The organism is Pseudoalteromonas sp. THAF3 (assembly GCF_009363775.1).
Taxonomy (GTDB): Bacteria; Pseudomonadota; Gammaproteobacteria; order Enterobacterales; family Alteromonadaceae; genus Pseudoalteromonas; species Pseudoalteromonas ruthenica.
In genome coordinates this window covers 2,670,812-2,695,814 of sequence record NZ_CP045418.1, presented here as the reverse complement: position 1 = coordinate 2,695,814, position 25,003 = coordinate 2,670,812, and the positions used below count along the sequence as shown (strand labels likewise).

Here is a 25,003-nt window from a genome sequence, read left to right as displayed (position 1 = left end):
CAAAAGTAGAGTGAATAATGAGTTGGTAGCAAAATAGGGACCATCACAAAGTCAGCGGGTATTGCTTGGCTTTCAGCGTTGTTTTCCTTTTTAGAGGGGGAAGAAAATGGGAACAAGTTGCACAGGGCGCTGTAACTTTTTCAACAATACCGCTCAGCACCCTGTATAGTTCTTTTTAAGGCATCAGCGAGTGCTTGAAAAAACGCATCAGGTCGATGTTGAAAAGCTCAGGTTTAACAGCTGCTTCGAGCTCCTCGTTGGCCCGAGCTCGGGTTAAATCTATATCCTCAACCTGAGTGTAGTGGGCATGTTTAGCGTTGTAGAAGGTTTTGACCTGAGGTTTGAGAGGGTCATTAGGGTTGCTGCGCGACACCACTCCCACCTTATGATTGGTGAGCTTCACCAAGGTGCCTACGGGGTGCACGCCAATGCATTGGATAAAGCGGTTTAATAACTCACCATCAAAGCTATTGGGGACGCCATCTTTGAGAATTTTAAATGCCTGAATTGGGGTCATGCCTTCTTTATAAACGCGCTCGGCGGTTAGCGCATCGTAAACGTCGACTATTGATGCCATACGCACATACTGGCTGATCTCCTCAGCTTTTTTGCCGAAAGGGTAACCAGTGCCGTCAATGCGCTCATGGTGAAACCCGGCAATATCGACGGCAATACCGGTTAGGCCTGACTGTTCTAAGATTTCTTTACTGAAGCGTGCGTGGTCTTTTATGACCGCGAACTCTTGCTCAGTTAAGCGCCCCGGTTTATGTAAAATCTCATCGGGGATTTTTATTTTGCCAATGTCGTGCAGTAAAGCACCAGTGGCTAACTCATGAATGGTGTCAGTATCGAGGCGTAAGTGTTTGGCGAAAATAGTCATCAAGATGGAGACATTAATAGAGTGCTCCATCAAGTAGGCATCTTTTTCCCGTAAACGAGTGAGACAGGCCAGCGCATCTTGATTGCGAAACACCGAATCCATAAAGCCTTTGGCTACATCTTTAAAGGGTCCCACATCAATCTTGCGGCCCGCTTTTATATCTTTAAAAGCTTTGCTTTGTAACTGTTTAGCTTCGCTGTATAGGCGTTGTGCTTTGTTAAGTTCGCTTTCAACGCTTACACTGCTCGCCCAAGGATCGCTGCTCTGCGGCTTTGCAGACTCCGTTGAAGTGGGTTTTGGTTGTGCTTCTTTGCTTGGTTTCTTGCGCTGTAGCGTCTTGTCAGGATCGATAATGACTTCCTGCACGCCCACTTTTTTTAACTTTTCAATCGCGGTTTGCGTCTTTACCCAGCCCTGATTTTTTATTTTCACAGAGCCTGATTGCTTGCTGACCTGAACAACAAACATACCGGGCTTAAGCTGATTGATGGAGATGGTATCGTGCATTGATTTACCGCTTTATGAACTCTTCCTTAAAACATAGCAAAGTTTCCCCTTGCTAGGTAGCAACAATTACTGCTGCAGGCAATAAAAAAGGCGCCGACGGCGCCTTTTTAATCAATAGCTTAGTTATAACTATTCGTCGTCTTCCACGAGCGTCATCAGTGACGTGTTGCCCCCTGATGCGGTGGTATCAATACTGATCGTTTTTTCGGTCAGCAGACGATTAATCAGTGTGTCGTAGTACTCGGCACTGATCACCGGCAGGATAGCGCCTTTACGGCCCGCAAGTTGCTGTGCGAAGTAACCTAAGCGCGATGAGCGTGCGGCTACTACGGCACCGGCTAGGTGACGGTGAGCCAAAATTGCCTGTAGCTGATTGGGTTTTGCTACCTGCAACACGCCTTCGGCAACGCCTGTGGCAACGAACTTATCTCTGAATGCTTGCGCTTCTTCATAGAATAGTTCTGAGGCCACAGTGATCACTGTGTTACCGGCCGCTAATGCGGTGATGATAGAGATAGCCCAGAAATTAAAGGACGTACTCTTATCGGCATAACACACGACACAGCCACGAGGTTCGAGGTGCAGGGTGTTTGATTCCCCTGTTGGTCCTGGTAGCTCTTTATGGCGTTTCATCCGCTTTTCGATACGGTTGATTTGTGCTCTGGCATCGCTCAAGGTCATTGCCAAGTCATCGGCTAGCTCATCGAGGATCTCTACCGTCGCCAACTTCGCCAGTAACTGACGCAATGCCGAAACACGATCATTCAACGCGGTAGCGCGCCAAATCTTCTCATCGCGCAATGAATTACTCATCAGCTCTTCAACTTTCTCGCTGGCGCCGGAGTAATGGTGAAGGTCACGCTCATCAGGTGGCAAATCAGTCATTTGCACGTTATCAGGCGAGGCCTTCTCTTTGACCAAGCGCAATAAGTAGTTAGGGCCACCTGCTTTTGGTCCGGTGCCAGACAGGCCTCGGCCACCGAATGGTTGCACACCAACGATAGCGCCAATCATATTGCGGTTAACGTATACGTTACCGGCACGAGATTGACGAGCGACATACTGGCAGCGCTCTTCAATACGAGAGTGCACACCCATGGTCAGGCCATAGCCGGTACCATTGATTTGATCGATCACATCGTCCAACTCACTGGCTTTGTAGCGAACGATATGCACGATAGGGCCAAACACTTCGCGCTTGAGCACCGATAAATCTTTGATTTCATACAGTCGCGGGGCAAAGAAGTACGCGCCGTTCTCGCTGTTATTAGGAATCGCACATTCATAATGCAAGGTCGCATTGCCTTTGAGGTACTCAACATGATCGTTGAGGGTTTTCAGTGCTTTTTCATCAATCACCGGCCCGATGTCGGTAGACAGGTAGGCAGGGTCGCCCACATGCAACTCGGCCAATGCGCCTTTGAGCATTTCAATCATGCCATCGGCAACATCTTCTTGAATAAATAACACGCGCAATGCTGAACAGCGTTGACCCGCGCTTTGAAAGCCAGACTTGATGACATCATCAACAACCTGTTCCGGCAGCGCTGTCGAATCGACAATCATACAGTTTTGACCGCCCGTTTCGGCAATCAAGGGCACTTGAATGTCGTTACGAGCCGCTAAAGTGCGGGAAATCAGCGTACCTGTTTCTGTGGAACCTGTGAACATCACTGCTTGGATGCGCTCATCAGGAACAATATGCTCACCCACTTCGCTACCGCGAGCAATCACTGGCTGCACCACATGTTGTGGCAAGCCGACGGAATGCATCAGTTCAATGGCGCGCAAAGCGATAAGACTGGTTTGCTCCGCTGGCTTGGCAATCACGGTATTACCAGTAACGATAGCCGCTGCAACTTGGCCAAGGAAAATAGCCAGTGGGAAGTTCCATGGGCTAATACAGAGGATCACGCCACGTGCCTCGAAACGCTCGTCCTCGGCGAGTTCTTCGGCGCGTGCGGCATAGTAGCGGCAGAAGTCTACGGCTTCACGGACTTCATCGATGCCATCTTGGGTCACTTTCCCGGCTTCTTTTATACACAAGGCAACCAGCTCATCATGGTGGCGCTCAAGGATATCGCCGACACGGCGCAATAAGTCTGCGCGCTCTTTTACTGGCGTTGCTGACCAAGAGATAAACTCTTTTTCGGCATTTTCCAATAAGGTCTTCATCTCTTCGCCACTTTGCAAATGCAATTGGCCAATGATTTCCTTGTGATTAGCAGGGTTACGCACTGCTAAATTACCCTCAGCAACCTGATCGTCGCTAATACGATGTTCTTCGAACCAGGTATCAAGGTTTTCTTTTAGCGGCGTGATGGCATTGATATCAGTCAGGTCTAAGCCTTTTGAGTTGGCGCGTTCACTACCATAAAGCTCGATAGGTAATTTGATCTGCTTGTTGTATTTATTACGCAGACCCTGCAGGGTTTCTACCGGATCTGGCAGCAGTGCTTCTACCGGTTGCTTAGTATCAACAATGGCATTTACAAATGACGAGTTGGCGCCGTTTTCAAGCAGGCGACGTACCAAGTAAGCAAGCAAATCTTCATGCTGGCCCACTGGCGCATACACACGACATTGAATCTTTTCTTTGAGTACAATTTGGTCGTAAAGAGATTCACCCATACCGTGTAAGCGCTGGAATTCAAAGCCGTGATGGTCACCTTTAGCGACTTCTAAAATGGTCGCTGCAGTGTAGGCATTGTGAGTGGCAAACTGTGGGAATAGCGCATCACGTGCTTCCATTAGTTTGATGGCACAGGCTTTGTACGACACATCGGTAGTGGCTTTACGGGTGAAGACCGGGAAGTGGTCTAAACCGTCTTGCTGTGTGGTTTTAATCTCGGTGTCCCAGTACGCGCCTTTAACCAAACGCACCATCAGTTTACGACCTACACGACGAGCAAGTTCTGTAAGCCACTCACAAACAAAAATAGCGCGCTTTTGATAGGCTTGTACGGCCAGACCAAAACCTTGCCAGTCACCTAAATCAGGATCGCTGTATACCGCTTCAATGACATCAAGAGAAATATCTAGGCGATCGGCTTCTTCGGCGTCAACGGTGAGGCCGATATCGTATTTTTTCGCCAACAGTGCAAGCTCTTTTAGCTTGGGCACAATCTCTGACATGACGCGTTCACGGTGGGTGAACTCGTAGCGTGGATGAATTGCTGATAATTTAACGGAAATGCCGGGGCTTTTTACTGGGCCGCGACCATTGGCCGCTTTACCAATGGCATTAATTGCATTGACGTAGCTGTCGTAGTAGCGATCAGCATCCGCCATAGTGCGGGCGCCTTCGCCTAGCATGTCGTATGAGTAAACATAGCCTTTGCGCTCGGTCTCTTCGGCGCGCTCAATGGCTTCATCAATGGTTTGCCCCATAACGAACTGCTTGCCCATGATCTTCATGGCATAGTTCACTGCTTTACGGATCACCGGTTCGCCAAGGCGGCCCATGGTGCGTTTTAGCAGGCCAAACTGTTCTTCTTTGTTTTTGTCGGTGTAGTTCACCATTTTTCCGGTGACCAACAAGCCCCACGATGAGGCATTAACAAATAGCGACTCACTGCTACCTAAGTGCGAACTCCAGTCGCCATTAGCGAGTTTATCGCGAATTAAATTATCCTGTGTTTCTTTGTCTGGCACTCGCAATAGCGCTTCGGCCAAACACATTAACACCACCCCTTCCTCAGTCGACAGGGAGAACTCATTTAACAGGGCATCAATACCGTTTTGACCGTCTTGGTCCTTGCGGATATTCAATACCATTTGTCGTGCGCGCTCCCAAGCGCGACTGCGTGCCGTAACGCCTACTTCAGCCAGTGGTAAAATATGATCAATCACTTCATTTTCATCAATGCGATAGAAGTCACGGATCTTCTGGCGGATAGGGCATTCAGTAATCAAATTGCCTTCAAATAACATAAGCAACCCTCAAAATCATGGAGTCTAAAAATAGCAACTGTACCCACACCACAAGGTGAGATGGTGGGGCCTCGGTTACGACAATTACTACAGTGTAGGTCACCCCGCTGCTAAAACGCGAAGGTGAGATTGCACTCAATATGAATACATATTCGCGGGCATTCTAATGAAAATGCCGCAGAATATGCTGGTTTAATTTTTCGAAATACGATAATTTACAGGGCATATTTCTTCGTTGTCCGTATAAAATGCTGCTATGTCTTTAACAGCTAAACCTCGCACCTTAGACCGAATCGATCTCGCTATTCTCGACGTTTTACAACGCAATGGTCGGATCTCTAACGTCAATTTAGCTAAGCAAGTTAACCTCAGTCCTAGCCCTTGCCTCGACCGTGTAAAACGGCTCGAATCAGAAGGCTTTATTGAAGGCTATCATGCTAAGCTCAGTGAGCAAAAATTAAACCAAAGTTTATTGGCCCATGTGCAGGTGTCGTTAGTGACATCTAATACTTCGGTATTTAAAACTTTTAAAGAGCATATCCTCAATACACCACAAGTAGTGGAGTGCGATATGGTTGCTGGAGGCTACGACTACTTACTCAAGGTGCGTGTCAGTGATATGAACGAATACCGCCAAGTACTGGGAGATTTAGTGGATATTCCTGGGGTCGGTACGCATCATACGTACATGGTGATTGAAAAAGTAAAAGAAGATACTGGGCTCAGTATCGAGCTGTGAATGCCCTGAGCATGCAAACACAAGCTGTAATATAGAGTTTACGAATAGCGCTATTAGCGGCTGGCAAAAAAAAGAGCACCTAGGTGCTCTTTTTGGCTCAATGCAAATTGAAAATAGTGATTATGCCCATCCGTCATAGCGCTTGCGGCGCGACAAGATAACGGTGAGGATTATTCCTAAGAATAGACCAATAAATGCAATTGCCCCACCGTAGGTGAGTAACTGTCGCTTTTCTTTGGCCTTTAAACCTTGTTGTTTAGCATTAAGCGCGTCGCGCTCGGCAATCGCTTGATCTAGTTGAGCTTGCAACTGCTGGGCTTGCTCCTGCAAGTCGCGATTCAGCGTTTGTAGCTCGGGAAGCTGTGCTTGGGCATTGCGCAATGCCTGTTGAGTTTGTGCCAGCTGCTCACCAAGTTCCTGATATTGAATCTTTAAGCTTTTATCTTGGTTGATGAACTTAGTTTCAACCCAGCCTTGGCGCTGTTTATCATCGATTATCTCGAGAAAGCCGTTATTTTCTTCACCGCTCACCAGTGTCACTGGCGTGCCCGCATCAACTGAACCTAAAATGCGGTAGTTTTTACCTGCTCCAGAGTGCATAAAGATATACAGTTCATCACTGATATAGGCGGTGCCTTGTTCTGCGTGTGCTGCGGTGGTGAACAATGCGCTGAGCATAAAAGCAAGCGCGACACAGGCGTGTTTGACCATCCAACTTAACCTTGTTTTACGTAAATAATTTCTCCAATCCCAGCATAGTATGGGTTGGCGCAGTGATTGGCAAGGGGGATTTTGTAACTCACCGACGCTAGTAAAGGGGCAAAATAGCACGGTCAAATGGCAAAATGTTTGCATTCGTAGGCGGCTTTGTTTATGTTGTGCTTTTGACGATTTCATTGGTCTTCCTATAGCGCATGGACACTGAGATAGAGCTTAAGTTTTTAGTTTCCGAGGCGGTGATACCGTCCATACCCGCACTCATTACCCAGTTTGCAAAAACCGTAAAAAATAAACCCGCACGCAACCTGCAAAATGCTTATTTCGACACCCCGAGCCGAGAGCTTAGAGCATTAGATATTGGTCTTCGCACTCGCTGTTGTGACGGCATTTGTGAGCAAACCATTAAGCTTGCAGGGGAGAACGTGGGTGGGCTGCACCAGCGTCCAGAGTACAATTTGCCTATTGACGGAAATCGTCCAGAGCTGCACGACTTTGATGCCAGTATTTGGCCTCATGGGGTGCAAGTGGACGCGTTAGCCGACAACCTCTATCCGCTATTTAGTACTAACTTTATTCGTCGTACTTGGTTAGTTGAAACCCAAGCCGGGACTGAAATTGAAGTGGTTCTGGATAAGGGGGAGGTATCGGCCAACGCCAATGTAGAGCCGATTTGCGAACTTGAGATTGAATTAGTAAAGGGGGAGCGCAGTGAGCTGTTTTCCCTAGCTGAAAAATTAATCGATAACCTGCCTCTACGCATGGGTTATTACTCAAAGGCAGCTCGAGGTTATCGGCTGGCGGACGATCAGCCGCTCAAAGCCAGTAAAGAGATTGGCCTTGTGCCGCTGAGCAACGATGACAGCCAAGAGCGGGCACTGGAGAAGTGCTTGAGTTATGGCATTGCTTTTGTACAAAAACACGAACAATGTTATTTCCAAAAGCCGACCCTTAAAACACTGAAACGGGTAACCGATGGTGTCAGTCTTATTCGCCATAGTTTGTGGTTATTCAGCGATATCGTTGAAAAACAAGCGACCGAGCGTCTGCGCGGTGAACTTAAGTGGTTACTGAGCGAATTAAGTTGGGTCGAGACGGCGATTCAACTGAAAACCTTTACCTCGAAAAAGCATGCTTATTATAAGAAAATCAATGCAGCACCAGAGCTGACTCAGGTGATAGGCGATCTAAAATCCATCCAACCAAGCATTGACGATGTCCAGGCTATATTCACTAGCACACGCTATAACCTGCTGTTGTTAGATTTAACAATCTGGTTGACCGAGCGAGGGTGGCGACAATCATGGGGGCAAGCGCAACTTCAGGCTGGTGAACAGCCAATTCATGATCTGGCGGCACGGCTACTCGACTATGATTGGCAGGAAATGAAAGAGCTCGTTGAGCCTCAACAGCCGCTAGCCAGCGAGCAGTACTTACAGCTTAAGCAGCGCTTGGAACGCAATCTTTTAAGTGGCTGTTGTTTGGGCGCATTGTTTGATGAGTCTTTGCGCATGAGCTTTCGGGCGCCATGGCTAGATATTGTGCACGGCACTTTTGAATTATTCACCCTCGATTACCTCGGTCAGCTGTGCCAAGGTAATGAGAGCGAGCAATTCATCAAAATTCAGGCTTGGTTGACGCAAAAAACCGATAGTCTGTTGAGTGCCATGGAGCAAAGCCGAAAAGCGACTCGTGATGTTCAACCTTATTGGCGCGATTAGCCTACTTAGCCTCAGCTTTGCAGCTGGGGCTGAAATCCAACCTTGGCGGAATTATAAAAATCTCCCTGATTTGAAAGTGGTCTATACCGTCAGTAAAGATGGTATCTACCATATTTATGCTGAGCTTTTCGTTGCCGACGCCCGCACAGCTCAGTTACTGACGCTACTGTATAACACCCAACAAGCATCGCAGTGGTTGCATGCAGTACAAGAAGTTCGTCTTTTGCACTCGCAAGGTAATCGCAACCGCGTATACACGGTGATTAATTCGCCTTGGCCCGTTGCTGATAGGGAGCTCTATACACAAAGTTGCTATCAGCGTGTCAATGACTATACCACTGAGTTACGGGTGCATGCCTATAACCCAAATATCGCTCGTAAAAGTGATAGGGTACGCATCACAACCTTGACTGCTAACTGGCGAATGACGCAGCAAGACGACGGCTTACTTATCCGCTATCAGGTTTTTGCCGACCCAGGTGGTAAGCTTCCACGCTGGCTCAGTAATAAAGTATCGTTGAAAAGTGTATCTAAAACTATGATGAGCTTGAAAAGTCAGTTAGCAGCAGTACAGGCTCTGCAAGTCGCGCCAATCAGTGCCGGCGATTGCGGCGAGGATTAACTGCCGAGAGTAGGGTTATAGCTATAAAAAAAGCGCCATGCAGGCGCTTTTCAATTAACTTATAGGTAATTCACTTATAATCCAGCGTCGGCTTTAAGTGCCTGTGCTTTATCGGTCGCTTCCCATGGGAATTCATTGCGACCAAAGTGGCCGTAAGCCGCTGTAGGCTGATAAATCGGACGTTCTAAATCAAGCATTTGAATTAGACCATAAGGACGTAAATCGAAATGCTTGCGGATCAGTTCGATTAAACGCGTTTCGTCTAATTTGCCGGTGCCAAAGGTTTCAACACTGATGGACGTTGGCTCGGCAACGCCAATGGCATAAGACACTTGGATTTCGCATTTATCGGCCAGGCCGGCCGCGACTATATTTTTGGCAACGTAACGTGCTGCGTAAGCGGCAGAGCGGTCCACTTTCGATGGATCTTTACCTGAGAATGCGCCACCACCGTGACGTGCCATACCGCCATAAGTATCAACGATGATTTTACGACCAGTTAAGCCGCAATCACCCATCGGGCCACCGATCACGAAGCGTCCTGTGGGGTTAATGAAGAATTTAGTCGCATCGGTAATAAGCTCTGCCGGTAGCGTTGGTTTGATAATGGTCTCCATGACCGCTTCAACCAAGTCATCTTGCGCAATAGAATCGCAGTGTTGCGTTGACAGCACGACGGCATCGATACCAACGGCCTTGCCATTCTCATAAGCAAAGGTCACCTGTGACTTGGCGTCTGGGCGTAACCACGGTAATTCACCATTTTTGCGCACTTCGGCTTGGCGTTGTACCAAGCGGTGTGAATAGGTAATGGGCGCTGGCATGAGCACGTCGGTTTCATTACAGGCATAACCAAACATCAAGCCTTGGTCGCCTGCACCTTGCTCTTCTGGACGAGCGCGGTCAACACCTTGATTAATATCAGGAGACTGCTTACCAATGGTGTTTAGAATTGCACATGAGTCGGCATCAAAGCCCATATCGGAATGGGTGTAGCCAATTTCGCGCACGGTTTTGCGCGTTAACTCTTCGATGTCGACCCAAGCACTGGTTGTGACTTCACCACCCACCATCACCATACCGGTCTTCACATAGGTTTCGCAGGCTACACGGGCATGGGGATCTTGCGCCAAAATAGCATCGAGTACCGCATCAGAAATTTGGTCAGCGATTTTATCCGGGTGTCCTTCAGACACAGACTCAGAAGTAAATAAATGTTTTGCCATAAGTTTCTGCTCACAAGTATCGCGCTTCCCAAGATCATACCAGCCACTGGGTTGAGCGCAGCATAAATTAAGGCGCGTATTCTAGCTAAATCACAGGTGATTTCCTAGCTTTTTACGCCTAGACGTCTAAATAAAATTGATTGTATAGCGGTCTTTTGACCTTTATTGCTTGGTGTTTTTGTACTCTTTTAGTTATCAGTATTTTTATTCGTTATGAGTAATTCTAAAGTTACTCGCTCGATGCCCAATTTTTAATTGCAGGGGGCAGATGAATAAGTAAGAATGGGCTTTCGTCTTATTCTTTACCCGCGCCAGCATGAGCGCGAGTGAAGCCCCAGCGCAAATACATTTAAAGGTAGGAGAATTCATGCCATCACGCAAAGAACTTGCAAACGCCATTCGCGTGCTTTCCATGGACGCGGTTCAACAAGCTAAATCAGGTCATCCGGGTGCCCCGATGGGCATGGCCGATATCGCCGAAGTACTGTGGCGCGATTATCTTAAGCATAACCCGAGCAACCCTAACTGGGCTGACCGTGACCGATTTATTCTCTCAAATGGCCACGGTTCAATGCTGATTTATTCGCTTTTACACTTAAGCGGCTATGATCTTCCTATTGAGGAAATTAAAAACTTCCGTCAGCTTCATTCAAAAACTCCGGGCCACCCTGAATACGGTTACGCTCCGGGTATTGAGACTACTACGGGCCCGCTTGGACAGGGGATCACCAATGCGGTAGGCATGGCAATTGCGGAGAAAGCCCTTGCTGCTCAATTTAATCGCGCTGACCATGAAATTGTTGATCACTATACTTACGCTTTTATGGGCGACGGCTGCTTAATGGAAGGGATTTCTCACGAGGCGTGTTCGCTTGCAGGAACTCTAGGCCTTGGTAAGTTGATTGCGTTTTGGGACGACAATGGTATTTCTATTGATGGTGAGGTAGAAGGCTGGTTTAGTGACGACACTCCCGCGCGTTTTGAGTCTTATGGCTGGCACGTGGTGCGTAATGTTGATGGTCACGATAGCGAGGCTATTCGCGCTGCTATTGATGAAGGTCGCGCCCAAGGTGACAAGCCAACGCTTATCTGTTGTAAAACAGTGATTGGTTACGGCTCTCCGAATAAATCAGGAAGCCATGATTGCCACGGTGCGCCGTTGGGCGATGATGAAATTAAAGCTGCGCGCGAGTTCTTGGGTTGGTCTCATGACGCCTTTGCGATTCCTGATGATATCTATCAACAGTGGGATGCTAAAGAGAAGGGCACACAAGCAGAGCAGAGTTGGCAGGATAAGTTTGCGGCATACAAGGCGGCATACCCTGAGCTTGCTGCTGAGTTTGAACGTCGCCAAAATGGCGAATTGCCTGCTGAGTGGGCTGAGAAGTCGCAAGCCTATATTGAGCAGTTACAAGCAAACCCTGATAGCCCAGCAACACGTAAGGCATCGCAAAATGCCTTGAATACCTTTGGCCCCATGCTACCCGAGTTTATGGGCGGCTCAGCCGATTTGGCCGGATCGAACTTAACTATTTGGAGTGGTTCAAAAGGCCTTAGTAAAGACGACGCGTCAGGTAACTACATTTTCTATGGTGTGCGTGAATTTGGTATGTCCGCCATTATGAATGGCATTGCCCTGCACAAAGGTTTCATTCCTTACGGTGCAACCTTTTTGATGTTTATGGAGTATGCACGCAATGCGGTGCGCATGGCTGCACTAATGAAGACGCCTAGCATCTTTGTTTACACCCACGATTCCATCGGCCTGGGTGAAGATGGACCGACTCACCAACCGGTTGAGCAAATGGCGAGCCTACGTTATACACCGAATCTAGTGAATTGGCGTCCATGTGACCAAGTTGAGTCAGCCATTGCGTGGCAGCAAGCGATAGAGCGCAAAGATGGGCCAACGTCGCTGGTCTTTACGCGTCAAGGTCTTGCTCAGCAAGCACGCGATGCGCAGCAGCTTGCTGATGTGAAAAAAGGTGGGTATGTATTAACCTGTGATGGCGAGCCAGAAGTTATCCTGATTGCCACAGGCTCGGAAGTACAACTTGCTATGGATGCAGCTTCTGAGCTTCGCGCTCAAGGTCGTCAGGTACGCGTGGTGTCTATGCCATCAACGGACTTGTTCGATCAACAAGACGCACAGTACAAAGAAAGTGTTCTACCCAGCAGTGTGACTCGCCGTGTCGCCGTAGAGGCAGGCATTGCCGACTTCTGGTACAAATATGTTGGTTTGAATGGCAAAGTTATCGGCATGACTAGCTTTGGTGAATCAGCGCCAGCGGGCGAATTGTTTAAGCACTTTGGCTTCACCGTAGACAATGTGGTTGCGGCGGCCAACAGTCAGTTTTAAATAATTAGAGACGTAAAAAAACCCGCGAACTTCGCGGGTTTTTTGTTTGAAGATAAGCCTGTATTAGCAGTTTGTTTCTTCTGCACCGGCGTTTTCTTTAACATTCTCACACGCGTCTTCGACCGCGTTTTGAGTGTCTGTGATCGCCTCATCAATCTTTTCACCTGCCTCTTCGGCACCGCCACTGTCTTCACAGCCCATAGCGAATACTGCGGCAAATAATGTAGCGATAAATGCTTTTGTTGCTGAATGATTAAACATAGAACTCTCCTTGAATATTAACTCTTTAAATCTGGATTCAAATAACGTGTTTTGGTTGCGGTCGCGGGTTTCATCTCACCTGTGACCGCTTGTACTGTAAAACTAATAACTACCTTGGCGCTTTACCACGAATGGCGCCAGCAACAAGGGAGATAACCAGCAGTACCAAGAATACAAAGAAAATAATTTTAGCGATGCCAGCGGCTGCGCCAGCAATGCCACCGAAACCTAAAAGTGCTGCGACCAAAGCGATAACTAAAAATGCAATTGACCAACCTAACATAATGTACCCTCCATAGATTTGCGTTTCGGAATATACGTTGCTAAGTCCATGCCAACTTTTAAGTTGTTGATTTTAATAGGTTTGTTGTTTTTTGTGGACTAGGAGGAAAGAAAAGCTTTCACTGTTTGTGTAAAAGATACAGATTAATTTTATGTTCATAGAACAAGCACTTGGGCAGGTGCTGAATACGGAGGAGGTGGTTTATCGGCACCAGAACCCAGTCATCAGCAGCCATGCCACCTATGATTGTTTTAGAGGCCTCTACTCTTCCTCGGTTACACTTTTTTTATCGGCCTGAGCAAGTCGAATTGTGCGCTGCTGCACTAGCTGAGATAAAGGCACAAGTTGGAAACCTTCACCCTCGAGTTCTTGCAATGCCTGTTGTAAGAACGCAAACGTTTCGGGGTAGGGGTGAGCAATTGCAACTGCGTAGTCATACTTATCAGCGAGAGTCTTTAACTGCTCAAAGCGATAACGTAGTTGCTGCTCGGTGGTAATATTGTCGAGAAAAACATGGCGAGCAATATTGCTGACACCGTATAGCCCGGCAATTGTTTGCGCTTTTGAATTGGGAGTTGTTTTACTGTCGAGAAAAAACAAACCCTGCTCTTTTAGCACTTCCATAGTCCAGCTCATCGGCGCATTTTGCTGTGTTAGCAGCGAGCCCATGTGATTATTGACGCCGCGCGCATTGGGTAGGCTGGCTAATGCCTTGCGTAACTCGTGTTGGAAAGCTTCTTTTGACATATCCATTGTCAGCCCCCCAGGCCCTAATGCTTTACCGTTTATAGCTTGCATAGGGGCATGCAAAAGCACCTCCTTATCTAAGGCCCCTGCCTGTTGAGCAAAGTGAGCGGCGTAAGGAGTAAAAGGGAGCACCGAATAGGTCACAGCGCCAGGCAAGTGCAAGGCAGCCATGTCGTTACGATGATAGCCGATGTCATCAATGACAATAGCGATTTGCTTCGCATGTACTGGTGATAAGAGCACCAGCACACACAACGTAGTCCATATTAAAAAGCGCACAATGTGTTTTTATCTTTGTTGATGATTAGTGTGCAGGCCCGTGCTTAAAGCCGAGCCTGCGTTTTTATTGTTCTAATAGTTGCTGAGCTTTTAGTAATTGTTTATCAAGCAGTGCGGTTAAGTTTTTATGCGCACTTTGCCCCTCAGCTAAGCTGATTATAACTTCTTTATTTGATTGCGAAAGGGCAGGTTGCAATATCGGCACATCAGGTACGATGCCAGTTCCCTCGATGGACACGCCAGAGGGGGTATAGTACTTCGCTGTGGTCAGCTTCAAAGCACTGCGGCCATCGCCTAAGGGGATCAATGACTGCACCGACCCTTTACCATAGGAGCGAGTCCCTACCACGGTTGCCCGGTCATTATCCTTGAGCGCACCGGCAACAATTTCTGCAGCGGAAGCAGAGCCCTCATTGATCAGCACGACCATGGGGGCGCCTTGAATTATGTCCCCTGCTTTCGCTTCAAAGCGTTGATTAGCCTCCACAAAGCGACCTCGAGTAGAGACGATAACACCTTGAGACAAAAATAAATCGGCAATGGCAATGGCACTGTCGAGGGTACCGCCTGGGTTGTCACGCAGGTCAATAAGCAACCCGTTGAGTATGGCGCCGTTGGCGTTTTGCATCATGGTGATGTGACGCGCGACATCATGAAAACTATGATTGTTGAAGCTATTAATACGTAAGTAGCCCATGCCATTGGCCTTGAGCTCACTGGCGACGCTTTCAATGTGGATAGGCTGACGGGTAAGCTGAAAGTCGAGGCGTTGTGAGTGGCCTGCGCGAGCAACGGCTAAATGCACTTGCCCATCTTCACGACTGCTGATCAGAGCAGAGACTTCTTCCAAGGTAGTGTTATTCACCTTAGTGCCATTGATAGAGACGATAACATCACCACGCTGTAAGCCAGCGGCCCGAGCGGGTGAGTTGGGTAGAGCGGAGATCACCACTACATGCTTATCACGCTGTTCTACCTCGATACCCAAGCCCTTGTATTGGCCATTGGTGACATCGAATAATCGTTTTAACTCTTGCTCATCAAGGAACTCGCTATATGGGTCAAGCTCTTGTAATAAACTGCTGAGTACATGTTGGTCTAACTTGTCGCGGTCCACTTCCTCAACGTAGTAGTTGTTGATGTGAAAAAGCACTTCATCGAGTTGGCTGTCCTTTGCCAATGAAGCAGGCGCTAGCACCACTAAGGCTAAAAAACTGAGCCCCAGTAACAAGCGCTTGTATAGGTAAGTTGTGAATACAAACATCGGCTGCCCCCTTGAGGTGCAGCCTCTATTCAATTAGGAGGATTTGCACCATGTCGTTGGGTTAACGGCACGTCCTTTGTGGCGTATTTCAAAGTATAGACCAGGATCAATTTGACCGCCGCTCTGGCCTACTAAAGCGATTGTTTCGCCTTTATAAACCGGATCGCCCACTTCTTTAAGTAGTGCTTGAGCGTGGCCGTATAGGCTCATATAACCCTTGCCGTGATCGACCACCATGACCCAACCAAAACCTCTTAGCCAGTCAGCAAAGACCACTTGGCCATCCTCTATACTGGTTATACTGCTCCCTTCACTGGCTGCGATCACCACTCCTTTCCAATTGAACCCTTGGCGTTTACGGGTGCCAAAGCGGTGGGTAAGCTTACCCCGTGTCGGCCAAGTTAATTTTCCTTTACTGCTACCCAGACCTAACATAGCTACTTGGCGGTCTTTACTGCGCTCTAGCTCTGCTAAGGTATTCAGTAAGGTCTGCTCATTATCTTTTAAATACGCTATTGAGCTTTGCAGTTGATTTAATCTACCTTGTAGCTCTTGGACCTGAGATTGTCGTTGTGCTTTAGCTGCAACTAATTGCTGTTGCTGCTGTTGTTCTTGCTCGCGTAGCTTCGCCAGTTGTTGTCTGTTTTGTTGCAGCGCTGCTTGGTTTTGCGCTATTTCACGCATTGTTTGTTGTAACGCTTCAAGCTGTTGCAAACGAGCTTTGTTGAAATAGTCGTAATAGCTAATGGTGCGCTCTAACTTGGCTGTGTCTTGTTGGTTTAACAGCATCTTTGAATAATCGTGCCCACCCACCATGTAGGCGCTCTTTACTTGGGCTGCAAGAACTTTATCAAGCTTTTTACGACGCGACTCCAGCTGTTCAGCCTGTTGTTGTAACTTTTGGTGTTGCCGTTCGTTGTCTGCGAGTTTGTTATCGAGCGCACGTAACTCCTTCGCATTTGCAGCGATAGCTTGCTCTGAGTTCTTGAGTTGGCTCTGTAACTTATCCAGCGAGCGTTGCTGCTGCTGATAATTTTGTTGGCTCTTTTTTAATTCTTGTTGGACTTCGGTTAAGTCTTGCTTGGTACGGTTCTCGTTAGCAAAACTATTGAAGCTTAGGAACGCCAAAAGTGCCGCGCACAGCAGCGACACCTTTTGACGTTTGTGACTCAATAAAACCATCGGCATCGAGATTACTTAAGACGCATGATGGGTGAACCAGTCATTTCTTCTGGCTGCTCCATGCCTAATAGATGCAACATAGTGGGAGCTACGTCACTGAGCGTTTTGCCATCAATAGCTTGAGCATCACGGCCAACGTAAATGAATGGCACAGGCTCGCTGGTGTGGGCGGTATGCGCTTGACCAGTCTGTGGGTTTACCATTTGCTCGGCATTACCATGGTCGGCGGTAATTAAGGCCTCGCCACCGACTTGCTCTAACGCTTCTACCACGCGGCCAATACAGCTGTCGACAGCTTCACAAGCTTTTACGGCTGCTGCAAATACGCCTGAGTGGCCAACCATATCACCATTAGGATAATTACACACAATGACGTCATACTTGTTGCTTTGAATAGCCGCCACTAGTTTGTCGGTTAGCAGTTGAGAGTTCATTTCTGGTTGTAAGTCATAGGTAGCAACATCCGGCGAGGGGATAAGCTCACGGCTTTCACCATCAAACTCTTGCTCCCGACCGCCGCTGAAAAAGAAGGTCACATGAGCGTACTTTTCTGTTTCTGAAATGCGTAGTTGCGTTTTGTTATGTTTGGCAAGCCACTCACCCAGCACATTATTGAGTGGCTCTGGTGGAAATGCCACAGGCGCCTTGATGTCTGCAGCATATTCAGTCAGCATAACGAAACCGCTTAATTGCGGCGCTTTCTTTTTACTGAAGCCGTTAAAGTCGGCATCAACAAAAGCGCGACTCATCTGCCGCGCTCGATCCGCTCGGAAGTTCATAAATAACACCGCATCACCATCATTGATGGTTGCGGGGCTATCGCCAATGGTTGTTGCTTTTACAAATTCGTCATTTTCATCACGCTCATAGGCTGCTTGTAACGCTGACACTGCATCTACAGCTTGATAGTCAGCTTCGCCGAGGACCATCAAGTTATATGCACTTTCGATGCGACCCCAGCGATTATCACGATCCATAGCGAAGTAACGCCCAACAACACTGGCGATACGACCTTTACCGAGGCGAGCGAATGTTTCATCGATGCGTTTAAGTGATGCTTCAGCGCTGCGTGGAGGCGTATCACGACCATCTAAAAAGGCATGCACATAAATATGCTCAGCGCCGCGCTCGGCAGCCAGCTCAATAGCGGCAATAATATGTTCTTCGTGGCTATGGACGCCACCTGGGCTTAACAGCCCCATCAGATGCACTGCTTTATTCGCTGTTACGGCATTATCTATCGCAGTGGTAAGCGCTTTATTATCAGCAAATGTTCCATCGTCGATGGCTTTGGTAATGCGGGTAAAATCTTGATATACCACACGCCCAGCACCGAGGTTAACATGACCTACTTCAGAGTTGCCCATTTGCCCATCAGGCAAACCAACATCCATGCCAGAACCGGAAATCAGAGTGTGCGGGCGCTGCTCCCAAAGCTTATCTAAAACGGGGGTGTTGGCGGCTAAAATCGCATTACTTTCGCTGTTTTCACGGTAACCCCAACCGTCCAGAATCATCAGTACGAGAGGTTTCTTTGGCTGTGTCATTGGATCTCCTGCTAGTGTCGGCACGACAAATGAATTGCTTGATAATAATTATTAAGAATACAGCTCTATGGATGTTCACTGTGACCACAGAACTGCGCTCTTATAATGTATCCTACCGTTTTTTATCCGCCTTAGCAGTAGAAAATATTTCATCAATTGGTAAGTCGAAGGCAAGTGTGTATACTTGTGCCGCCCGCAAGGTTTGAACAATACAGTAAGACGTATGGAACAATACATAGAATTTATCGGAAACCATCCTATTTTAAGCATCATTTGGCTAGCGATTGTCGCGATGTTGATATCGGGGTGGTTTAAAAGTAAGTTTTCTGCCATCAAGCAGATTAATCCACAGCAATTAACCCTTTTAGTGAATCGTGAAGATGCCGTAGTAACGGATATTCGCGCGCAAAAGGACTACAACGCTGGGCATATCTCTAATGCCGTGCACCTGAGCGCTGAAAAAGCAAAGCAGGGTGACTTTAGTGCGCTTGAAAAGTACAAAAGCAAACCCATTATATTGGTATGTGCGACAGGCATGACGGCTTCAGGTATTGCCAATGGCTTGAATAAAGCAGGCTTTGAAAGCGTATTTATTTTGTCAGGTGGAATGCAATCTTGGCAAAGCGCAGGTCTGCCTGTGGTATCAGGCCGATAACTTTATTAGGAAGCATTTATGAGTAACGTTGTATTATACACTAAAGCCTATTGCCCATTTTGTCAGCGCGCGAAAGCCTTGCTGGACAAAAAAGAGGTAACTTACACTGAGTTTGACATCGGTGTACAACCAGAGCTACGCGATGAAATGCTCACCCGCGCAAATGGCGCGCACACGGTGCCGCAGATTTTCATTGGTGAGCATCATGTGGGTGGCTGTGATGATATGATGGCGTTAGAAGCCAGTGGCGAATTAAACACCCTGCTAAACGCGTAATTGCTTTCGAACATATATGCTGCCGCGTCCTCACGCGGCTAATTTATTGCAAAAAGAATTGATAGGAACAACAATGGAAGAACAAAATCAAGGCGCAGCACAAGAACAACAGGCGCAATTCTCTATTCAACGCATCTACACCAAAGATATCTCTTTCGAGACACCTAACTCTCCAGCTATTTTTCAGAAGAAATGGGATCCAGAAGTCAAATTAGATCTAGATACCAGCTCAAATAAGCTTGATGAAGGCATTTATGAAGTAGTTCTTGCCGTTACAGTCACTGCGACTCTGGGTGAAGAGACGGCTTTCCTATGTGAAATCCAGCAAGCGGGTATTTTCACTATTGGTGAAATGGAAGATGTACAAAAAGCTCATATGTTGGGCGCTTTTTGTCCTAATATGTTGTTCCCTTATGCGCGTGAAGCTGTATCAAACTTGGTGAATCGTGGTACTTTCCCACAGCTGAACCTAGCACCAGTGAACTTCGATGCGCTATTTGCCCAGTATATGCAGCAACGAGCTGCTGAGCAAGCTGACGCATAAGTCATGACCACTTCAGCATCCAGCGCTGTTACGGTTTTAGGGGCGGGGTCTTATGGCACCGCCCTTGCTATTTGTTTTGCTCGAAACGGTCACAAAGTGACTCTTTGGGGGCGCAATAGCGACCATATACAGCGTTTAGCCGATGAGCGAAAGAATCAGCAGTACCTCGGTGATATCGCTTTTCCTGATAGCCTAGAGATGCAAAGTGATTTGCAAACAGCTGTTGCCAGTAGCGACATCGTTTTGGTGGTCGTACCTAGCCATGCTTTTGCGGATCTATTGCAGACCATCGCACCCATGCTACGCAGCGGTGCCAAGGTTGCTTGGGCAACTAAAGGTTTGGAACCGAACACTGGTCGTCTCCTTCAAGATGTTGCTAAGCAGCATCTTGGCGAAGATATGGATTTAGCGGTGTTATCGGGGCCAACCTTTGCCAAAGAAATGGCCGCCGGTTTACCTACCGCTATTTCGGTATCAGCCACCAGTGATGAGTTTTGTGAACGCTTATCGGGTTTGTTGCACTGTGGACGCTCGTTCCGGGTTTATAGAAACAATGATTTCATCGGCATCCAGTTAGGTGGGGCGGTGAAAAATGTCATTGCGATAGGGGCCGGGATTTCTGACGGCTTTGGTTTTGGTGCCAATGCTCGAACCGCGTTGATCACGCGCGGCTTAGCGGAGTTATGCCGATTGGGTTGTGCACTGGGTGCCAAATCGGAAACCTTCATGGGCATGGCAGGTTTAGGTGATTTGATTCTTACCTGTACTGACAACCAGTCGCGCAACCGTCGCTTTGGCCTAGCTTTAGGGCAGGGGCTCGATGTCGACTCTGCGCAGCAACAAATAGGCCAGGTCGTAGAAGGGTACCGTAACACCAAAGAAGTGTATATGCTGGCGAAACGCAGCGGTATCGAGATGCCAATTACTGAGCAAATTTACCAAGTCTTATATGAAAATAAGAATGTAAAAGAAGCTGCCATGGCTCTTTTAGGGCGCGAGCAGCGTGCAGAGTAAGCATTAAAATGAAGTAAAAAGCGCCATTGCAATCGCATGGCGCTTTTTTTATGAGCAAATTCGACTATATTGGAAAGGGATTCCCAACGGATTAATACCATGGCACAGGCGAAAAAAGCAGATAGCGAACGCCGCAGTGGTCAAAGGACGTTTCGCGAACATTATGCGAACTTGACCGGCGAACAGGTAGATAAGGTATATGCGCTCACCAAAATGGGCTTTGAGCTCGAGTTTGTTCGTACCATCAGTAAACACCGGCGGTTGGCGGTGCTGCGCCGCGATGATGAATTGGTCAGTGTCAATCACACTGGCGAGTGTAACTTTTCTCCCCAGATCAACTTGCGCAGTGATTCTTAGCCTCTTACCATGCAGGCACAATCAAGTTTTTATAAACGAAAAACATGGATATAGATGATTTGGGCGTATGCAAACAGGCGCAGCAGTTGCCGTGTTCGCATTATGATGAGCGTCCGCAAAGTGAAGTGTCCTTACTGGTGATTCATTGCATTTCACTGCCTGAGGGCCAGTACGGTACACCCTATATTGATGATTTATTCGCAGGGCAGATCGATTGCCAAGCACATCCGAGTTTTTCCTCACTCGCAGGTGTGAGTGTGTCAGCGCACTGCTTGATCGATCGAGATGGGACGTTACGCCAATATGTGCCATTTACGCAACGTGCTTGGCATGCTGGAGTATCACAATTCGAAGGGCGCCAGCGGTGTAATGACTTTAGCATCGGCATTGAACTAGAAGGCACCGACAAGTCCACCTACACCCAAGCGCAGTATCTCACCTTGGCGCAATTAACAAAAAGCTTATTACGCACCTATCCGCATTTGAATAGACAGCGCATTGTGGGTCACAGCGATATTGCTCCCGGGCGAAAAACAGACCCCGGTGAAGGCTTTGATTGGGAACATTTTTTTGACCTTACTTTTGCCCAAGATTGCGATAAACTAAAGTCAACTTAAGCGAGCAAAGTAGTCGCCATGACTTTGATATCAATCTTATTTGCATTAATAGCTGAACGCTTAGGCGCTCGCTCAGCGCGTTGGCAAATAGCGACCTATGCGCACTGGTATGAACGCAAAAGTGCGCCCCTGTTGTCGCGCTTGCAACAGCTGCATAACGGCATTGGGCTATTGCTGTGGTTACTAGTGCCAACCTTAGTTATTGCTGTTTTTGTGCACGCGAGTGATTTTATTCTGTGGCAATTAGCGGTCAATACGCTGGTCATACTCATCTGCTTTGGTTGCGCGCACATGCGCGCGAATTATAAAGGCTACCTCAATGCTTTGACCCGAGACGACGGTGAAGCGGCCACTTTGTATGCGTTGCAAATGGGACAAAAACGCACTGAAAATGAAAGCGGTGGTGAAACCTTTGCGCAAACTTTAGCGTGGGTCAATTTTCGTTTTTATTGTGCGGTGATCTTTTGGTTTGTTGTACTGGGCGCACCTGGGGCCGTTTTTTATGCCTTGGTACGGACTTGCGTAGATGACAGTGAGCAGACATCCCATCCTCTATCAAAACAGCATACATTGTTAGTTCGTGTCGGTCATTGGCTTGAATGGCCTGCTGCACGAATTGCCAGTCTGGGCTACTTGGTGATTGGTAACTTTAGCAAAGGCACGCAATGTTGGTTGCGCCATGTGCTCGATTTTAGAGTCAGCAATCGTCAGGTTATTACCGAAACAGCCTTGGCTGCTGAACAGATAGAACTGGCTCACTATGGCTGCACCATCGAAGCGCAGTGCATGATCCGCTTAGTAAAACGCAATGTGTTATTTTTCTTGGCACTGATAGCCTTACTTACTTTGTTTGGCGGCCTGTCGTAACACCCTCTATCAGCGTTTTATTTTTGCGCACCCCTTACACTCAGAGCGCGAGTCGATTACAATAGCCGCCATTCTTCTTAGACCTGTGTCTGCTTTGATGGCGGTAGTCTGTAATTATGGCAATAAAGCTTGCGATTAACGGCTTTGGGCGAATAGGGCGTAACATTTTACGCGCTTTGTATGAGAGTGAACGTCGCCACGAGTTCGAGATTGTGGCAATCAATGAATTGGCCAAACCTGAGGGCATAGCCCATCTACTAAAATATGATACTGCCCATGGGCGGTTTTCCTTTCCTGTTGAGCTTCGTGAGCAAGCTTTAGTTGTTGATGGTGATGAAATCGCCTTGTACTGCGAGCAAGACCCGAGCGCTTTGCCTTGGCACCAACATGACGTTGATATCGTTTTGGAGTGTTCTGGGGTTTTCCATTCCCGTGAGGATGCGCAAAAACACCTTCAGGCAGGCGCTAAAAAAGTATTATTTTCTCAACCCGCAGATGCTGATGTTGATGCAACGATTATTTATGGCATCAACGATGATGTGCTTCACAGTGAGCATCACATTGTTTCCAATGGCTCGTGCACAACAAACTGTATTGTTCCGGTGATTCAAGTATTGGATGATGCTTTTGGTATTGAATCAGGCGCTATCACCACTATTCACGCGTCTATGCACGACCAACAAGTGATCGATGCGTATCACGATGATTTACGACGTACCCGGGCGGCTAGCCAGTCTATTATTCCAGTGGATACTAAACTAGCGCGCGGCATTGAACGTATTTTGCCCAAGTTTCATGGCCGTTTTGAGGCGATAGCCGTACGTGTTCCAACCATCAATGTGACGGCGATGGATTTGAGCGTCACCGTAAATACTGATGTTTCTCTAGATGATGTTAACCAAGCGATTGCTAAGGCTGTACATGGGCGCTTGGCAGGTATTTTGGATTATACCGAGGAGCCATTGGTATCTGTTGATTTTAACCATGATCCCCATTCTTGTATCATAGACGGTACACAGACACGGGTTAGTCATAAACGGTTGATAAAGTTATTGGTATGGTGTGACAACGAGTGGGGGTTTGCCCATCGTATGTTAGATACCAGTGCAGCCTGGATGCGCCAATAAACGCAAATGAATAAAACGTATAACTAAGGAGAAGAGAATGTCGGTCATTAAGATGGCGGATTTAGATTTAGCCGGGAAGCGGGTGCTGATCCGTGAAGACCTCAATGTGCCAATCAAAGACGGTAAAGTAAGCTCAGATGCTCGTTTGCGTGCGGCGCTACCAAGCATCAAGCTCGCCCTTGAAAAAGGCGCTAAAGTGATGATTATGTCTCACCTTGGCCGTCCTACCGAGGGAGAATATGACCAGGCTTACTCACTGGCTCCTGTAGTTGACTATCTTAACGATGCCTTGTCACAAAATGTCCGTCTTGCCAAAGATTATCTTGATGGCGTAGAGATTGGCGACAACGAAGTGGTTGTATTTGAAAATGTGCGCTTCAATCAAGGCGAAAAAGCCAATGATGAGACCCTCGCAAAACAACTTGCGGCGCTGTGTGACGTATATGTGATGGATGCCTTTGGTACTGCACACCGAGCACAAGCTTCAACCCACGGTGTAGGTCTTCACGCCCCAATCGCCTGTGCTGGCCCCTTGCTTGCGGCTGAACTGGAGGCACTCGGTAAAGCACTAGATAACCCGAAGCGTCCGCTAGTTGCGATTGTGGGTGGCTCGAAGGTATCGACCAAGTTAACCGTGTTAGACTCACTGTCAAACGTCGTTGACCAATTAGTGACAGGGGGCGGTATTGCCAATACCTTTATTGCTGCAGCTGGTCACCCGGTAGGTAAGTCTTTGTACGAGCAAGACCTTATTAGCGAGGCTCAGAAACTAACAGAGACCGCTCGCAGTAATGGCGGTGATATTCCGGTGCCAGTGGATGTGGTTGTCGGCAATGAATTTTCAGAGTCTGCGGTCGCGCAACTCAAAGAGGTTGCCGATGTCACCGAAGAAGACATGATTTTTGACATTGGCCCTGATACCGCTAAACAGCTTGGCGATATTATTGCGCAAGCGGGCACGATTGTATGGAATGGTCCAGTGGGCGTGTTTGAATTTGATCAGTTTGGTAATGGCACTCAAAGCATAGCCAAAGCCATAGCCGAATCATCAGCATTTTCTATTGCCGGCGGCGGTGACACCTTGGCGGCCATCGATAAATACAATGTCGCGGATAAAATTTCTTATATATCCACAGGTGGTGGAGCCTTCTTGGAGTTCCTTGAAGGGAAAAAACTACCCGCAGTTGCTATGCTTGAAGAGCGAGCAAAATAACGAATAATCACCAGGCCGGCCTCTCTCACTTTGCCGGCCTTGTGTTTTGGGCATTAAGCCCTTGCT

The 25,003-nt window shown here is 47.7% G+C and carries 23 protein-coding genes; 13 read left to right on the top strand and 10 right to left on the bottom strand.

Annotation, left to right across the window (positions count from 1 at the left end):
* Positions 1-175: 175 nt before the first annotated feature.
* Together FIU82_RS12505 and putA are read right to left on the bottom strand one after the other, a co-directional pair.
* A complete protein-coding gene (locus FIU82_RS12505) occupies positions 176-1,387 on the bottom strand; it encodes an HD-GYP domain-containing protein (RefSeq protein WP_152441195.1) in 1,212 nt (403 codons plus the stop codon).
* 129 nt (positions 1,388-1,516) lie between these two features.
* Positions 1,517-5,320: a bifunctional proline dehydrogenase/L-glutamate gamma-semialdehyde dehydrogenase PutA gene (gene putA, locus FIU82_RS12500; protein ID WP_151173399.1), complete on the bottom strand. Its 3,804-nt coding sequence runs from the start codon at positions 5,318-5,320 to the stop codon at positions 1,517-1,519.
* Between the two features lie 256 nt (positions 5,321-5,576).
* Here putA and FIU82_RS12495 point away from each other — a divergent pair, with 256 nt between their 5' ends.
* Entirely contained in the window at positions 5,577-6,059 is a 483-nt protein-coding gene (locus FIU82_RS12495) for a winged helix-turn-helix transcriptional regulator (RefSeq protein WP_022943369.1), read from the top strand.
* 120 nt (positions 6,060-6,179) lie between these two features.
* On the opposite strand, the gene FIU82_RS12490 is transcribed toward FIU82_RS12495, so the two are convergent.
* Positions 6,180-6,956 (bottom strand): TIGR04211 family SH3 domain-containing protein, encoded by a 777-nt coding sequence (locus FIU82_RS12490; RefSeq protein ID WP_253946318.1) that lies wholly within the window; start codon positions 6,954-6,956, stop codon positions 6,180-6,182.
* A gap of 17 nt (positions 6,957-6,973) precedes the next feature.
* On the opposite strand from FIU82_RS12490, the gene FIU82_RS12485 reads away from it, so the two are divergent.
* On the top strand, positions 6,974-8,497 hold the full coding sequence (locus tag FIU82_RS12485) for a CYTH and CHAD domain-containing protein (RefSeq protein WP_152441194.1): 1,524 nt from the start codon (positions 6,974-6,976) through the stop codon (positions 8,495-8,497).
* Positions 8,472-9,119 (top strand): START domain-containing protein, encoded by a 648-nt coding sequence (locus tag FIU82_RS12480; RefSeq protein WP_152441193.1) that lies wholly within the window; start codon positions 8,472-8,474, stop codon positions 9,117-9,119. The genes FIU82_RS12485 and FIU82_RS12480 overlap by 26 nt, the downstream gene beginning before the upstream one ends.
* Positions 9,120-9,193: 74 nt before the next feature.
* On the opposite strand, the gene metK is transcribed toward FIU82_RS12480, so the two are convergent.
* Positions 9,194-10,345 carry a methionine adenosyltransferase gene (metK, locus tag FIU82_RS12475; RefSeq protein ID WP_022943373.1) on the bottom strand — a complete coding sequence of 384 codons (1,152 nt, stop codon included), beginning with the start codon at positions 10,343-10,345 and terminating at the stop codon, positions 9,194-9,196.
* A gap of 367 nt (positions 10,346-10,712) precedes the next feature.
* On the opposite strand from metK, the gene tkt reads away from it, so the two are divergent.
* Complete coding sequence (gene tkt, locus FIU82_RS12470) at positions 10,713-12,704, top strand: transketolase (protein WP_152441192.1); 1,992 nt, start codon at positions 10,713-10,715, stop codon at positions 12,702-12,704.
* 63 nt (positions 12,705-12,767) lie between these two features.
* On the opposite strand, the gene FIU82_RS12465 is transcribed toward tkt, so the two are convergent.
* From FIU82_RS12465 to gpmM, 6 genes are all read right to left on the bottom strand, one after another.
* Entirely contained in the window at positions 12,768-12,965 is a 198-nt protein-coding gene (locus FIU82_RS12465) for a hypothetical protein (RefSeq protein WP_022943375.1), read from the bottom strand.
* Between the two features lie 109 nt (positions 12,966-13,074).
* Complete coding sequence (locus FIU82_RS12460) at positions 13,075-13,248, bottom strand: DUF1328 domain-containing protein (RefSeq protein ID WP_022943376.1); 174 nt, start codon at positions 13,246-13,248, stop codon at positions 13,075-13,077.
* Between the two features lie 261 nt (positions 13,249-13,509).
* The gene (locus FIU82_RS12455) at positions 13,510-14,274 is read right to left on the bottom strand and encodes a divergent polysaccharide deacetylase family protein (RefSeq protein WP_152441191.1); all 765 of its coding nucleotides are present in this window, start codon (positions 14,272-14,274) and stop codon (positions 13,510-13,512) included.
* A gap of 64 nt (positions 14,275-14,338) precedes the next feature.
* On the bottom strand, positions 14,339-15,538 hold the full coding sequence (locus FIU82_RS12450; protein ID WP_022943378.1) for a S41 family peptidase: 1,200 nt from the start codon (positions 15,536-15,538) through the stop codon (positions 14,339-14,341).
* A gap of 33 nt (positions 15,539-15,571) precedes the next feature.
* A complete protein-coding gene (locus FIU82_RS12445; protein WP_367648253.1) occupies positions 15,572-16,726 on the bottom strand; it encodes a murein hydrolase activator EnvC in 1,155 nt (384 codons plus the stop codon).
* A 5-nt stretch (positions 16,727-16,731) separates the two neighbouring features.
* On the bottom strand, positions 16,732-18,267 hold the full coding sequence (gene gpmM, locus FIU82_RS12440; protein WP_152441190.1) for a 2,3-bisphosphoglycerate-independent phosphoglycerate mutase: 1,536 nt from the start codon (positions 18,265-18,267) through the stop codon (positions 16,732-16,734).
* A 223-nt stretch (positions 18,268-18,490) separates the two neighbouring features.
* Between gpmM and FIU82_RS12435 the strand changes: the two genes are divergently transcribed.
* The 9 genes from FIU82_RS12435 to FIU82_RS12395 all read left to right on the top strand — a co-directional run bounded on the left by FIU82_RS12435 (position 18,491) and on the right by FIU82_RS12395 (position 24,937).
* Entirely contained in the window at positions 18,491-18,922 is a 432-nt protein-coding gene (locus tag FIU82_RS12435) for a rhodanese-like domain-containing protein (RefSeq protein WP_022943381.1), read from the top strand.
* A gap of 18 nt (positions 18,923-18,940) precedes the next feature.
* The gene (grxC, locus tag FIU82_RS12430) at positions 18,941-19,198 is read left to right on the top strand and encodes a glutaredoxin 3 (protein WP_045979274.1); all 258 of its coding nucleotides are present in this window, start codon (positions 18,941-18,943) and stop codon (positions 19,196-19,198) included.
* 73 nt (positions 19,199-19,271) lie between these two features.
* Complete coding sequence (gene secB / locus FIU82_RS12425) at positions 19,272-19,742, top strand: protein-export chaperone SecB (protein WP_138547076.1); 471 nt, start codon at positions 19,272-19,274, stop codon at positions 19,740-19,742.
* Positions 19,743-19,745: 3 nt separating this feature from the next.
* A complete protein-coding gene (gene gpsA, locus FIU82_RS12420; protein WP_045979275.1) occupies positions 19,746-20,756 on the top strand; it encodes an NAD(P)H-dependent glycerol-3-phosphate dehydrogenase in 1,011 nt (336 codons plus the stop codon).
* Positions 20,757-20,855: 99 nt separating this feature from the next.
* Positions 20,856-21,113 (top strand): hypothetical protein, encoded by a 258-nt coding sequence (locus FIU82_RS12415; protein WP_022943385.1) that lies wholly within the window; start codon positions 20,856-20,858, stop codon positions 21,111-21,113.
* A 44-nt stretch (positions 21,114-21,157) separates the two neighbouring features.
* Complete coding sequence (gene ampD / locus FIU82_RS12410; RefSeq protein ID WP_130144610.1) at positions 21,158-21,730, top strand: 1,6-anhydro-N-acetylmuramyl-L-alanine amidase AmpD; 573 nt, start codon at positions 21,158-21,160, stop codon at positions 21,728-21,730.
* 18 nt (positions 21,731-21,748) lie between these two features.
* Positions 21,749-22,597 (top strand): beta-lactamase regulator AmpE, encoded by an 849-nt coding sequence (gene ampE / locus FIU82_RS12405; RefSeq protein WP_152441189.1) that lies wholly within the window; start codon positions 21,749-21,751, stop codon positions 22,595-22,597.
* Between the two features lie 116 nt (positions 22,598-22,713).
* Positions 22,714-23,724 carry an erythrose-4-phosphate dehydrogenase gene (gene epd / locus FIU82_RS12400; protein ID WP_152441188.1) on the top strand — a complete coding sequence of 337 codons (1,011 nt, stop codon included), beginning with the start codon at positions 22,714-22,716 and terminating at the stop codon, positions 23,722-23,724.
* Positions 23,725-23,761: 37 nt separating this feature from the next.
* On the top strand, positions 23,762-24,937 hold the full coding sequence (locus FIU82_RS12395; protein ID WP_022943389.1) for a phosphoglycerate kinase: 1,176 nt from the start codon (positions 23,762-23,764) through the stop codon (positions 24,935-24,937).
* Positions 24,938-25,003 lie beyond the last annotated feature (66 nt).